This is a genomic window from Brevibacillus centrosporus (assembly GCF_003710815.1).
In the GTDB taxonomy this organism is placed as follows: domain Bacteria; phylum Bacillota; class Bacilli; order Brevibacillales; family Brevibacillaceae; genus Brevibacillus; species Brevibacillus centrosporus.
This window is the reverse complement of the sequence record NZ_RHHP01000001.1, coordinates 124,342-137,411: the sequence shown is the minus strand read 5'-3', so window position 1 is coordinate 137,411 and position 13,070 is coordinate 124,342. Positions and strand designations below refer to the sequence as shown.

11 protein-coding genes are annotated in these 13,070 nt (G+C 51.7%); 7 read left to right on the top strand and 4 right to left on the bottom strand.

Features of this window, described 5'->3' with window-relative positions; translation table 11 throughout:
• Positions 1–35: 35 nt before the first annotated feature.
• A complete protein-coding gene (locus EDM55_RS00735) occupies positions 36–1,349 on the bottom strand; it encodes an MFS transporter (protein WP_092266833.1) in 1,314 nt (437 codons plus the stop codon).
• A 243-nt stretch (positions 1,350–1,592) separates the two neighbouring features.
• Here EDM55_RS00735 and EDM55_RS00730 point away from each other — a divergent pair, with 243 nt between their 5' ends.
• Entirely contained in the window at positions 1,593–2,762 is a 1,170-nt protein-coding gene (locus EDM55_RS00730) for an iron-containing alcohol dehydrogenase (RefSeq protein WP_122959572.1), read from the top strand.
• Positions 2,763–2,786: 24 nt separating this feature from the next.
• Here EDM55_RS00730 and EDM55_RS00725 read toward each other — a convergent pair whose 3' ends face one another.
• Positions 2,787–3,185 carry a hypothetical protein gene (locus tag EDM55_RS00725; RefSeq protein WP_092266834.1) on the bottom strand — a complete coding sequence of 133 codons (399 nt, stop codon included), beginning with the start codon at positions 3,183–3,185 and terminating at the stop codon, positions 2,787–2,789.
• 9 nt (positions 3,186–3,194) lie between these two features.
• Positions 3,195–3,707, bottom strand: a complete 513-nt coding sequence (locus EDM55_RS00720) for a hypothetical protein (protein WP_092266835.1) — start codon at positions 3,705–3,707, stop codon at positions 3,195–3,197.
• A gap of 201 nt (positions 3,708–3,908) precedes the next feature.
• On the opposite strand from EDM55_RS00720, the gene EDM55_RS00715 reads away from it, so the two are divergent.
• The 6 genes from EDM55_RS00715 to EDM55_RS00690 all read left to right on the top strand — a co-directional run bounded on the left by EDM55_RS00715 (position 3,909) and on the right by EDM55_RS00690 (position 11,400).
• Positions 3,909–5,255 carry an NAD(P)-dependent oxidoreductase gene (locus EDM55_RS00715; protein WP_122959398.1) on the top strand — a complete coding sequence of 449 codons (1,347 nt, stop codon included), beginning with the start codon at positions 3,909–3,911 and terminating at the stop codon, positions 5,253–5,255.
• Positions 5,256–5,293: 38 nt separating this feature from the next.
• A complete protein-coding gene (preA, locus tag EDM55_RS00710) occupies positions 5,294–6,571 on the top strand; it encodes an NAD-dependent dihydropyrimidine dehydrogenase subunit PreA (RefSeq protein ID WP_092266837.1) in 1,278 nt (425 codons plus the stop codon).
• 100 nt (positions 6,572–6,671) lie between these two features.
• Complete coding sequence (gene hydA, locus EDM55_RS00705) at positions 6,672–8,057, top strand: dihydropyrimidinase (RefSeq protein WP_122959397.1); 1,386 nt, start codon at positions 6,672–6,674, stop codon at positions 8,055–8,057.
• Between the two features lie 29 nt (positions 8,058–8,086).
• The gene (locus EDM55_RS00700; RefSeq protein ID WP_122959396.1) at positions 8,087–8,977 is read left to right on the top strand and encodes a nitrilase-related carbon-nitrogen hydrolase; all 891 of its coding nucleotides are present in this window, start codon (positions 8,087–8,089) and stop codon (positions 8,975–8,977) included.
• Between the two features lie 88 nt (positions 8,978–9,065).
• Positions 9,066–9,590: a hypothetical protein gene (locus tag EDM55_RS00695; protein WP_092266840.1), complete on the top strand. Its 525-nt coding sequence runs from the start codon at positions 9,066–9,068 to the stop codon at positions 9,588–9,590.
• A 97-nt stretch (positions 9,591–9,687) separates the two neighbouring features.
• Positions 9,688–11,400 (top strand): methyl-accepting chemotaxis protein, encoded by a 1,713-nt coding sequence (locus EDM55_RS00690; protein ID WP_092266841.1) that lies wholly within the window; start codon positions 9,688–9,690, stop codon positions 11,398–11,400.
• A 68-nt stretch (positions 11,401–11,468) separates the two neighbouring features.
• On the opposite strand, the gene EDM55_RS00685 is transcribed toward EDM55_RS00690, so the two are convergent.
• A complete protein-coding gene (locus tag EDM55_RS00685; RefSeq protein ID WP_092266842.1) occupies positions 11,469–12,959 on the bottom strand; it encodes an NCS1 family nucleobase:cation symporter-1 in 1,491 nt (496 codons plus the stop codon).
• Between the last annotated feature and the right edge of the window lie 111 nt (positions 12,960–13,070).

Sequence of the window (13,070 nt, the reverse complement as noted above, 5' to 3'; positions counted from 1 at the left end):
ATTGGCTTTTTTGTACGTCTGAGTGCGGCCTGCGTTCAAGACTTGCCGTGCTTCAGCTCTGCTTCGATTCTGGAGGTTTTCGAAGACTCCCCCATGCGCCAATACGCAATGAGACTAATGAAAATGCAGAGGGACACGTAATAATAAAAGAGTGACTCGATCCCGATGCTTTTCAGCCAAAGCGCAACAAACTCGGCTGTCCCACCAAAGATGGCGACGGTGAGCGAATAGGGGAAGCCCACACCCAGCGCACGAATTTCAGTAGGAAAGAGCTCTGCCTTCACGACGGCGTTTATCGAGGTATAGCCTGTTATGATGATCAGCCCCAAGAGCATGAGCAGGAAGGCAACGATGGAATTGTGCGCGCCTTCCATCAGGAGAAACAGCGGAACCGTGAGCAGGGTTCCGAAAATACCAAAGCTAAGCAGCAAAGGGCGTCTTCCGATCCGGTCTGAGAGTGAGCCTGCGAGCGGCTGAATCAGGGCAAAAATGAGCAGGGCGATAAAGTTGATCCAACTCACGGCTTTTTTGTCGAGTCCGACTGTATTGACCATGAATTTCTGCAGGTAAGTCGTGTACGTGTAGAAAGCAACAGTCCCGCCAAGCGTCAGCCCTACGACCGTGAACACAGCTTTGGGATATTGCATGAGTGCTTGAAGTGTACCCGCTTTTTTCTTGCTTTCGGACCCCATTTTGGTAAATTGCTCGGACTCGTCCATGGAACGGCGCAGCCATAGCACAACTAATGCTCCCGTGGCACCGATCACAAAAGGAATTCGCCACCCCCATGAAATCATCGCCTCTTCACTTAGCATGAGCTGGAGAATGATTTGCACGCCAAGCGCAACCATTTGACCAGCTACCAATGTAACGTATTGGAAGCTTGAGTAAAATCCACGGCGCCCGCTGCTAGCCATTTCCGACAAATAAGTAGCAGATGTGCCGTATTCGCCCCCCAAAGAGAGCCCCTGCAGCAAGCGGGCCAGTACGAGGATGATTGGGGAGAGCATGCCGATGGTGGCATAGCTCGGCGTCACGGCGATGATGAGCGAGCCGCCGGCCATAACCGTGATGGAAAGTGTCAACGCTGCTCTTCTCCCTCGCCTGTCCGCGTATTGCCCCATAAGAAGGCTGCCGATTGGACGCATAAGGAAGCCTACCGCAAAAATAGCCGCAGTATTGAGCAACTGGCTGGTCGGATCGCCTTTTGGGAAAAACTCCTCCGAAAAGTAGACGGCGAAGGCAGAATAGACGTACCAGTCATACCACTCGATAAGGTTACCCAGCGAGCCCTTGAAAATATTTGCCGTGATGCGTCTGGACTGTTTTTGTTCTTCGGTGAGAGTCATTCTGTCAACCTCCTGGTGAGAAGCCGCAATAAGTAGTGTTAGTATGACCGAAGCTCCCGTTCTTTTACTCGGTTTTTTTCCAGAAAGTGTGCTCTATAAGGATTGATTGGCGGAATAGAAATGAAATTCGCAATATTTTATAAATACAGAAGGCATTTCGGAGATCTCGCGAGAAAAGGAAAGGATACCAATCATGCCAAAAGTGAGGTGGGGCTTTTGTTCGAGGGATATTATCAGCTGCTGATGCCAGGAAAAATCATCTACGGTCGAGACTCGTTTTCACAGGTCGGCATACAGGCAGCACAGCTGGGAGCAAAGGTATTGATCATCAGTGATCCGATCATGGAGAAAGTGGGAAATGTGGCCCTTTGCGAGACGTATGTAGCGGAACAGGGCTTGGCCTACGCCACCTATACGGGAATTGAAACAGAGCCGACCGACATCCATGTGGAGGAAGCACTCGCGGTCTGCCAGCAGGAAGGCTGTGACGTGATTGTGGCTGTCGGGGGAGGGAGCTGCATCGACACAGCAAAAGCAGTTGCATGCATGGCGACGAACGAAGGGTACATCGGGGATTATATGGGAGGACAGAAACCATTTTCCGCAAAGCCTCTCCCGCTGATCGCATGCCCGACAACAGCAGGAACAGGTTCGGAAGTGACCAAAGTCACGGTGATCATCAATACAAAGACGCAAGTAAAGATGATGATATCACAGCCAGAGCTTTTACCTGTCGTCGCCATCGTCGATCCTGTTTTGACCTTATCGTGCCCACCAGCTGTGACAGCCGCTACGGGGATTGATGCCCTGTGCCACGCGGTTGAGGCTTATCTTTCCCGCAAGTCTCAGCCCGTGACTGATATGCTCGCGCTCAAGGCTATGGAGCTGATCATCCGCCATTTGCTGCGCAGCTATCAGGATGGGCAGGACATGGAGGCCAGAGAAAAGGTCGCGCTGGGCTCCATGCTGGCTGGCGCAGCCTTTTCAAATGCTTCTGTTACGTTGGTTCACGGAATGTCCCGACCCATTGGTGCGCTCTTTCACGTACCGCATGGCATCTCCAATGCAATGCTGCTGCCCGTCGTGCTGAATTATACAAAAGAGAGTGCCATCGAAAAACTAGCAAGCATCGGACATATGCTGCATCCCGAGTGGAAAAGCCAATCTGTCTCAGAAGCGGCTGAGAATACTATCGTAGAGATGAAGCAGCTGTGCAAACGACTGCACATCCCCAACCTGAAGAAGTGGGGAATCGATAAAGAAGCATTTGAAGCTGCATTGCCCAAAATGGCAGCGGATGCGCTCGCGAGTGGAAGTCCTGCAAACAATCCGCTCGTGCCCACGCACGAAGAGATTGTCCAGTTGTATCGGAGCAGCTACGAATACGAGCTGACGACAACACAAATGGCGTGAGTGCCGGAGAGCCTTCCTGACAGACTATGTTTCTTCCTCCTCTCTCAGATAGGAGCGCATACCGCGGATAAACAGCTCCCGAATGACCTCTGACTGGGTTTTGCTGCTTACGCGCGATCGAATCATTTCCAATTCTGCTACCAGCTCGGAGTCCAGATGCAGGTTGATCGTTTTGCCCTTGCTTTTCGGATGAATTTCAAAGTAATCAGCACTTTTTCGTACTTGTCCGTCCACGATGGCTTTGTCATCTAGCTGCTGTGGAGCAGGAACGTAGAGGCAGGGTGCTTCCAAAATGATATGGGTCAGTTCCTCGCTAAACCGAATGGCGAGGGGCTGCCCCTTTTTTTTATGGAAATCTCGTATCCGTCGCGATAATTCCTGATTAGGAACCGTGTTTTCCAGAGTAATCGCTGCCAGTTCCATAAGGCCTCCTTACGGGAGTAGCAAGTCGTTCTCGTCAATGGCTGTCAGGACAGCTCCCGTTTCTTCTAGTTGGACTTGATAGGTAAAGCGATCACCATCTCTCTCGATAGAGGTAACCAAAGCTCCCACTTGACCAGAGGGAGAGCGGAGACGGACCCGATCCAATATATCGAAAGCAGGCTCAAACAACCCTTTCTCGTGCAGAAATCGAAAAACCTCTTCGCGCGGGTACAAGAATCGCTTGTTTCCCTGTTTGCTGGCCAGCAAAGGAAAAGCCTCGCGTTCGTCAATGACCTCTCCTAGATTACCGCTATCCGCCCAGCGCTTGATGGTAGCCATGCTGCCATTTCGCCCATGACGAGCTTCCAGTATGTCCAGAATCTCTCTTGAGGAGAGATACGACAAGCGACGCTCCTGCTGTTCGCAAAAGGCAAGATGCTCGGCTTCGAGCTGGACCAGCTGTTCGTTCAGCTGAGCCATTTGATTTCGTATGCGAGCCATTTGCTGCTCGTAGTCTTTCATGGATAGATCGCCTCACTGTCATAACCATCTCGTTTGTTTATCCCTATTCGCGAATGAAATCAATCATTCCACGCGTCCATGAATGATTGCGTCCCGTTTGTATTTCGAAAGGTAATGTAACAATCATAAAATCATTCATTCTCACATTGATTAATAGCAAGCACATTATTTTTATTACAATGGGCAAGGAGGTTGTGAAAAATGGGCGTTCCGCATGATCTGCAGAGCAGCTTTAAAGAAGTGGTCCCTGCTTTAAAACCGAAGGAAGCCATCGATGAAGCAAATCGGTGCCTGTATTGTTATGACGCCCCCTGTATCAAGGCCTGTCCCACCTCCATCGATATTCCCTCGTTTATCAAGAAGATCTCGACAGGAAATTTGTTTGGCTCGGCTCGCACCATTATGGATTCCAATCCAGTAGGGGCAAGCTGCGCCCGTGTATGTCCCACAGAGGAGCTTTGCGAAGGCGCCTGTGTACTGAATCATGCATCCAAGCCGATCATGATCGGCCTGCTGCAGCGACATGCAACGGACTGGGCCATCCAAAACAAGGCGAATCTGTTCCAAAAAGGTGAAGCGAATGGAAAGAGTGTCGCTATCATCGGAGCGGGACCGGCTGGCTTATCAGCCGCCCGGGAGCTTGCGCGGCTGGGGTATCAGGTTACTGTGTATGAAGCGAAGGAAAAGGCAGGCGGGCTAAATACGTACGGGATCGTCTCCTTCCGTTTGCCCCAGGAAATCTCTTTGTGGGAAGTCGAGCAAATTGAAGAGCTTGGAGTGGAGATCAAGACGAATACCCAGATCGGCATAGATGTAAGTGCCGAGGAACTGCTTGCGAACTTTGATTCCGTTTTGCTTGCCGCAGGGATGGGAAACGTTCCTGACCTGCAGATTGAGGGCGAAAATCTGGAAGGCGTGCTAGACGCAATTACGCTGGTGGAAGAGACGAAGACCCAAGCCTTGACGGACAAAATGGTCGGGAAGAAAGTGGTCGTCATTGGCGCGGGCAATACAGCGATCGACGCGGCTACCTGTTCCAAGAGGCTGGGAGCCGACAATGTCCAGATCCTTTACCGACGTACCGTGAACGAAATGTCCTGTTATCAGTTCGAATATGAGTTTGCCAAACAGGATGAGGTGGAATTCCGTTGGCTGGTGGCCCCGTCCCGCGTGATCGGGGAAGGTGGCACGGTGAAAGGGCTGGAGCTGATCCGGATGGAGCTGGGCGAGCCGGATGCGAAAGGAAGAAAGCGCCCCGTACCTGTTCCCGGCAGTGAGTTTGTGATCGAAGTCGATTTCGTGGTCAAAGCAATCGGGCAGAAACGGCTTGTGCCTCTGATCGATGCGTTTCATTTGGAGCACAACAAAGGCATCGTCGAAGTCGAGGACGGCACCTATCGGACGAGTAACCCGAAAGTGTTCGCAGCGGGCGACATTATTTTCGGAGGCGGGAAGACCGATGCGATGGTAGTCGATGCAGCCAACCACGGCAGACGAGCGGCGCATGCCATTCACCAAACGTTAACAGACCAAAAGCAGCCCGTGTAAGTGTTGCAGAAATTTCACGCGTAAGGAGGAGAGAGGAAATGGCAGATCTATCTATCAATCTGGCTGGCATACAATCACCCAATCCTTTTTGGCTAGCATCCGCACCGCCGACAAACTCCGGCTACCAAGTGCAACGGGCATTTGAAGCAGGCTGGGGCGGAGCTGTCTGGAAGACCTTGGGGGAGCCTATCATCAACGTGACTTCGCGGTTTGCGGGACTGCATTTTGGGGGACAGCGCGTTTTCGGCTTTAACAACATCGAGCTCATTACCGACAAACCGCTGGAAGTAAATCTAAAGGAAATGGATGAGACCAAAAAACGTTTTCCGAAGCACACACTCATCGCTTCGTTGATGGTGGAGCACAAGCAAGAGGCTTGGCATGAAATTGTGAAAAAGGTGGAGGCAATTGGCGTTGACGGACTGGAGTTGAACTTCGGCTGTCCACACGGGATGGCGGAGCGGGGGATGGGCTCGGCAGTCGGTCAGCATCCCGATCTGATCCGGCAGCAGGTCGAATGGGTAAAGGAAGTGGCGCAGACACCCGTCATCGTCAAGCTGACGCCTAATATCACGGACATTCGTTTTACGGCCAGGGCTGCTTCTTTGGGCGGAGCGGATGCGATCAGTATGATCAACACGATCAACAGCTTGATAGGAGTCGACCTGGATCGCTGGCTGCCTATTCCTCATGTGGATGGAAAAGGCGCACATGGCGGCTATTGCGGCCCAGCAGTAAAACCTATCGCTTTGAACATGGTGGCGGAATGCGCTCGCGACGCCCAGGTTGGCGTGCCGATCTCCGGCATTGGGGGCATTTCCAACTGGCGGGATGCCGTGGAATTTTTGCTGATGGGTGCGACTGGCGTCCAGGTGTGTACGGCTGCCATGCATCACGGCTTTAGAATCGTGGAGGACATGATTGACGGGCTGAACAACTACCTCGATCAACGAGGGATTTCCTCCGTTATGGACATCGTCGGCAAGGCTGTACCTACCTACTCGGATTGGGGCCATCTCAATCTGAACTACAAAGTAGTTGCCCGGATTCACGAGGAGACCTGTATTAACTGCAACAAGTGCCATATCGCCTGTGAAGATACTTCCCATCAATGTATCGACATTCTGAAGGACGAGGCAACAGGGGCGGAGCGGCTCGTCGTACGCGAAGAGGACTGTGTGGGCTGCAACCTTTGTTCCATCGTATGTCCGGTGGAGGGAACGATCGAAATGGTCGAAATTCCGAGCGACTTGCCGCCACTCAGCTGGAATCAACGGCAGGCAGCATTGGCAGCAAAAGGGACGGCTGAGACATAAGTACCAGATGTTCGTAATCTTTTTCCAAATAGGCGCATAGCCTGTACGGAAAAGCTGTGTCTCAATCTGGCTGCAGAAAAAGAACAGGGGAGGGGCAAGGATGAAAAAGTGGATTCGTGGCGGGACGGTTGTAACGGCAGCAGATACGTACCAGGCAGACGTGCTGATCGAGGGGGAGAAGGTCGTCGCCATCGGGTACAACCTCGATACCGCTGGCGCAGAGGAGATTGATGCCACCGGCTGCTACATATTGCCGGGTGGGATTGACCCCCATACGCATCTCGACATGCCTTTTGGCGGAACAGTGACCTCCGACAACTTTTTTACAGGGACGAAGGCTGCAGCATTTGGCGGAACGACGAGCATTGTCGACTTCTGCCTGACAAATAAAGGAGAGTCGCTGCAATCCGCGATTGCTACCTGGCATGAAAAAGCGCGTGGAAAAGCGGTTATTGACTATGGCTTTCACTTGATGGTTTCCGATGCTAACGATCAGGTACTGGATGAACTTGCGTCCGTTGTTGCCAATGAAGGGATTACTTCGCTCAAAGTGTTCATGGCCTACAAAAACGTTCTGATGGCTGACGATGAGACCTTGTTCAAAACACTGATACGCGCAAAGGAAATCGGAGCGCTGGTTCAAGTCCATGCGGAGAATGGAGATGTCATTGACTATTTGACCAAGAAGGCATTGGCGGAAGGGAATACGGACCCGATCTACCATGCCTACACAAGACCTCCAGAGGCGGAAGGAGAAGCAACTGGACGTGCGATCGCCCTGACAGCTCTCGCGGACGCGCAGCTGTACGTCGTGCACGTCTCTTGCGCGGACGCCGTACGTCGGATCGCAGAAGCGCGTGAGAAAGGCTGGAACATTTACGGGGAGACGTGTCCGCAATACCTCGTGCTCGATATCGAAGACCTGGATCGACCGGATTTTGAGGGTGCCAAGTATGTCTGGTCCCCACCGCTTCGTGAAAAATGGAATCAGGAAGTGCTCTGGAGCGCCTTGAAGAACGGCATCCTGCAAACGGTGGGCTCTGACCATTGTCCGTTCAACTTCGTGGGGCAAAAAGAACTGGGACGCGATGATTTTACGAAAATTCCAAACGGCGGGCCAATCATTGAAGATCGAATAACCCTGCTTTTTTCCGAAGGGGTACAGAAAGGAAAGATCAGCTTGAACCAGCTGGTTGATCTCACCTCGACAAAAGCGGCGAAACTGTTCGGGATGTTCCCGCAAAAAGGGACGGTAGCGGTTGGATCGGACGCTGACCTCGTCCTCTTTCATCCCGACGTGAAAAGAACGATATCCGCAAGCACCCATCACATGAATATAGACTATAACCCGTTTGAGGGAATGGAAGTCCAAGGGGAAGTGGTAAGCGTCTTGTCGCGAGGCTCCTTCGTCGTTCGTGATAAACAGTTTGTTGGTCAAGCGGGTGCAGGACGCTATTTGAAACGTTCGAGGTTTACACGTCCGTAAGAGAGGGAATAGAGAGGAGAAGGGATGGGATGGTAAATAAAGTAAGCATCGGGCTGATCCAGGCAAAAAACGATGTGAATGGGGACGAACCCGTTCACCTCCATAAAGAGAAGGCGATCGAAAAGCACGTCAAAATGGTGCGAGATGCTGCCAGTAAAGGAGCACAAATCATCTGCCTTCAAGAAATTTTCTACGGTCCTTACTTCTGCTCCGAGCAAAACGCGAAATGGTATCAGGCAGCCGAGGAAGTACCAAATGGGCCGACCGTGCAACAGTTCAGCTCATTGGCACGGGAGCTGGGTACGGTCATGATCCTGCCTGTGTACGAGCGGGTAGGAATCGGGACCTACTACAACACGGCTGCCGTCATTGACGCTGATGGAACGTACTTGGGCAAATACCGAAAACAGCATATTCCCCATGTAGGTGTGGGGAACAACGGATGGGGCTTCTGGGAAAAGTACTATTTCAAGCCGGGCAATCTAGGCTACCCGGTGTTTGATACGGCTTTTGCCAAAGTAGGGGTCTACATCTGCTACGATCGCCATTTTCCAGAAGGCGCACGTCTCTTGGGGTTGAACGGAGCTGAAATTGTCTTCAACCCTTCTGCAACAGTGGCTGGACTTTCCGAATATTTGTGGAAGTTGGAACAGCCAGCACATGCCGTAGCCAATGGATATTACGTCGCCGCCATCAATCGGGTCGGAATGGAAGCACCTTGGAACATGGGCGAATTTTATGGGCAGTCCTATCTGGTGGATCCGCGGGGACAATTCGTCGCTGTAGGAAGCCGTGATCAGGATGAGATCATTATCGCGGAAATGGATAAGAACAAGATTCACGAAGTCCGCGATACCTGGCAGTTCTACAGAGACCGCCGTCCAGAGACGTATGATGACATGGTTAAACTTCTGCCTTGATGAGGAGAGGGAGGCGCCAACCTAGCGTCTTCCTCCTTTTCGCATGAAAGAGTAGCTCCTATCACTGGAACGTGAGGAGAATACCGGGATGAGGCAAATCGTTTATCGGGGTGTGGAATATAAAGAGGCGTTGCGAGTCGTTCGCTCGGGGCGGTATGAGCGAGAGGAGCGCAGGTATTTTGTCAATGGTGCAAGTGCAAAGGCTGTTTTTGGTTCAGGCGTATACTTGGTAAGCAATCCGGAGGTCGCGGCACAATATGCCATCTGTCATGCCGAAACGGTATGGGACAAAGCAGCCATCTTGCGCCAGGAAGTCGATGCGACCGGACTGCTGCGCTTGGACGAGCGTTATGGCGAAAATGAGCTGCGTACCGATGTACTGCGCGCGGGGTATTCCATGGAGGCATTGGAGCATCGATCTCATTCCATGGGGTATCGGGAATGGCTGGAGTGGACAGGGGACGAGGTACGTTCCTATTTGCTAGCAGAAGGGTATACAGGACTACAGTACAGGATCAGTCCAGAACTAACTTACTATGTTTGCTATCAACCTGATATGCAAATTCACGAAATTTCCATTTTGTCGGTTGTGGATCTGAGTGAAATAACCTAAGACTATCGACTTGTCTGTCTTAATTTGGTAAGATTAGACAATATTCGAGCTTTTTCTACTTTTATTGCACCATGAACAGGAGGATCGCCAAACAACGATGAGTCTCTTTCGGAATTTAAGCACGAGAGCAAAACTGTTTAGCCTAATCATTTTGATGGCTGTATTCTTGGTAGGGGTAGGCTTCACTGGCTATTACCACTTGCAAGTTGCGAGTGACCGTATTCAGTCGATGTACAAGGATCAGCTGCTGCCTGTCAAATGGATTAATGATTGGCGTCAAGAGATGAGAGCGATTGACGGCTTGGTTTACAAAATGATTCTGGAAACTTCTCCAGCTGTTTTGGCCGAGTACAAGACGGAGCTGGAGCAGCGGATGGATGCTGCAAACCGAATCTTTGAAAACTTGAAGTCAGCCGAGCTCGATAAGACCGAGCAGGAGAGCGCCAACATGCTCGAAGAACTCCTCAACCAGTATCGAGGAGATCAGGGCGAAGTGATCAAGATGATCAGTGCACAGCAAACGGACCAGGCCTATTCCTTTTATCGCGCTACCGATAAGACTCTGAATTGGATCAATCAGGAGCAGTTGACTTGGGCGAATTACAAGTCGCAGCAAGCCGAACAAATTCGTCAGGCAAATGAAGTAGATTCCAAAAATGCAGAGCTGCTGCTGGCTGGAGTCGGTATTCTTAGCCTCGTGATCGCAATGGCCCTTGGGTATTTGATTTCCCGCATGATCTCCGAGCCTTTGCGTGTCGTCGTCAATCGAATGGAAGAACTTGCCCAAGGTAACCTGGCAGTAGAGCCAGTCCGCTACGTGACTCGCGACGAAGTTGGGAAGCTGGGATTGGCTTTCAACGGTCTCGTTAACAACTTCCGCTCCTTGATTGAACAAGTAAAAGTAGCAGGGGAACAGGTAGCAGCATCCTCTGAGGAGCTTTCGGCGAGTGCAGAGCAATCCGCACACGCATCCGAGCAAGCGATTGAAAGTGTGCAACAAATCGCAAGCGCATCGGAAGTTCAGACGCAACGGACGCAAGAAAGCGTACGTGTCATGGAAGAGATGTCGATCGCGATCCAGCGAATTGCCGACACATCCAGCTCTGTTTCTGAAACATCTGCGCAAGCCGCTGTGGAAGCAGAACAAGGAAATGCACACATTCAAAAAGCCGTATCTCAGATGGACTCGATTTCGCAATCCGTCAATCGTGCAGCGGAACTCGTTCAACTGCTCGGCGTGCGTTCGGAAGCAATCGGGCAGATCGTCGATGTGATTACCGGCATCGCTTCCCAAACGAATCTGCTTGCTTTGAACGCAGCGATCGAGGCGGCACGTGCTGGTGAACATGGCAGAGGATTTGCCGTAGTTGCCGATGAGGTGCGAAAATTGGCTGAGCAGTCAGAACAATCAGCCTTGGAAATTGCTCGCTTGATTGGAGAAATTCAGCAAGAGACGACGCAGGTTGTGCACGTGATGAAGGATGGAACGAAGGAAGCCGAAAGAGGAGCGATCGTTGTACAGGAAGCAGGAGTGACCTTCCAACGAATCGTTGCCTCTGCCCAAGAAGTAGCGGATCAAATCCAGGACGTATCGGCAGCGACGGAGCAAATGTCTGCCAGCGTTCAACAAGTGGCATCCGCTATGGACGAAATGAATCGACTGGCCGAAGAAGCTGCCCTGCATACGCAAGGCGTTTCTGCTGGAGCGGAAGAGCAGGTGGCGTCCATGCAGGAAATTGCACGTTCCAGCAACAATCTGAATAAACTCTCCCACGAGCTGCAAGAATCCATCAGTCAGTTCAAATGGTAGAAATACTCGAAAAGAAAAAGACTGGCATCCCTCAAAGGATTTGCCAGTCTTTTTCATAGATCGCGTATTTATGAGGCTTTCGACTCTCCACCACGTGCTGTGACCTTCTCGTAGTCCTTCACGCTCATGATCGTAGAATCATTTCGCATCATCCAGGTGTAGATGGCCAAGGAGATGAGCAGGCCGACTGTCCAGGCATTGTCCCAGATGATGGAGAGAGCCGGGACGTACTTGCAGACGAAGGGAATGACGATCCCGATTGCCATGGCCCAAAGAGCGCGGGTGTTATAGCCGGTTTTGTAGGAGTAGATCCCATTTGTCTTATAAAGCTCGGTGAGGTGAATTCTTCTCTTGCGGACCAGCCAGTAGTCAGCGATGGCAATCCCGTCAATCGGACCTAGCAGCGCGCCGTACGTGCCGAGCCATAAGAAAATGTAGTTTCCGAAATTTTCGAGGATGTACCAGGGCTGCATCAACAAGGACACTACGCTGGCGATGATGGCGCCATGCTCGTAAGTGAGCTTGCGAGGAGCGAGGTTTTCAACGGCACGGGCAGGGGCAACTATATTCGCCGCGACGTTGGTAGTGAGAGTGGCGAGGATGATCCCGATCGTTCCCAGGAAAATGGCAAACGGAGAGAATTTGGCTAGGACCGCTGCTGGATCCCAGATCGCTTCCCCATAAATGACGACGGTAGCAGACGCTACGGCTACCCCGATGAAGGAGAAGCCGCCCATCGTGGTTGGCAAGGAAGAGGATTGCCCGATGATTTGTGCTTTTTGACTCTTCGCGTATCGGCAAAAGTCAGGAATATTGAGAGCCATTGTCGCCCAAAATGCGATGGCACCAGTCAAGGCAGGGAAGAAGACTTTCAGGAATTCGCCAGAGGAAGTGAATTTGGATGGCGCGGACAACATAGGTCCCCAGCCACCTGCTTTTGTCAATGCCCAAACCAGCAAGGCCAGGCTCATGATAATGAGGATGGGAGCTGCCCAAGCCTCCATTTTCTTGATGGTTTCAGGTCCCCGATAGGCGATCCATGCGTTCAGCAGCCAGAAGGCAAAGAAGGCAATCCACAGATGCCCGGGGACATGCTCCCAGCCTGTCATGGACATCAGCAGCGTATCGATTGCCGCCCCGCCGAACCAACAGTTGATCCCGAACCATCCCGCCCCGATCAAGCCACGGGCAACCGCTGGAATATGTGCTCCTTTTGACCCAAACCAAAGACGGGCAAAAACAGGGTACGGGATTCCGAATTTTGTGCCTGCGTGGGAGTTGAGGAGAATCGGAATAAGGACAATAACATTCCCGAGAATGATCGTGATGATTGCCTGCCACCAGTTCATGCCGAGGGAGATTAAGCCTGCAGCCATCGCATAAGTAGGCAAACAGATCGACATCCCGACCCAAAGGCTGGCAAAATTATACGCTGTCCACGAGTGTTCGGCACGGGTAGTTGGTCGCAGCCCTTCGTTATAGAGCGGGCTGTCTTTGACCAGCTTCTCGCCTTCGCCTGTCAGCGTAACGATGCCATTTGATTCCGCTTGGGTTTTCACAGCAAATCCCTCCTTTTCCAGTAGTGATTCTGGTATTCGGACAAAAGCCCCAGTTTGTCTCGAATACAAGTTGTAACATTATATTGTGGACGAGAAGACCAAATTCCACAA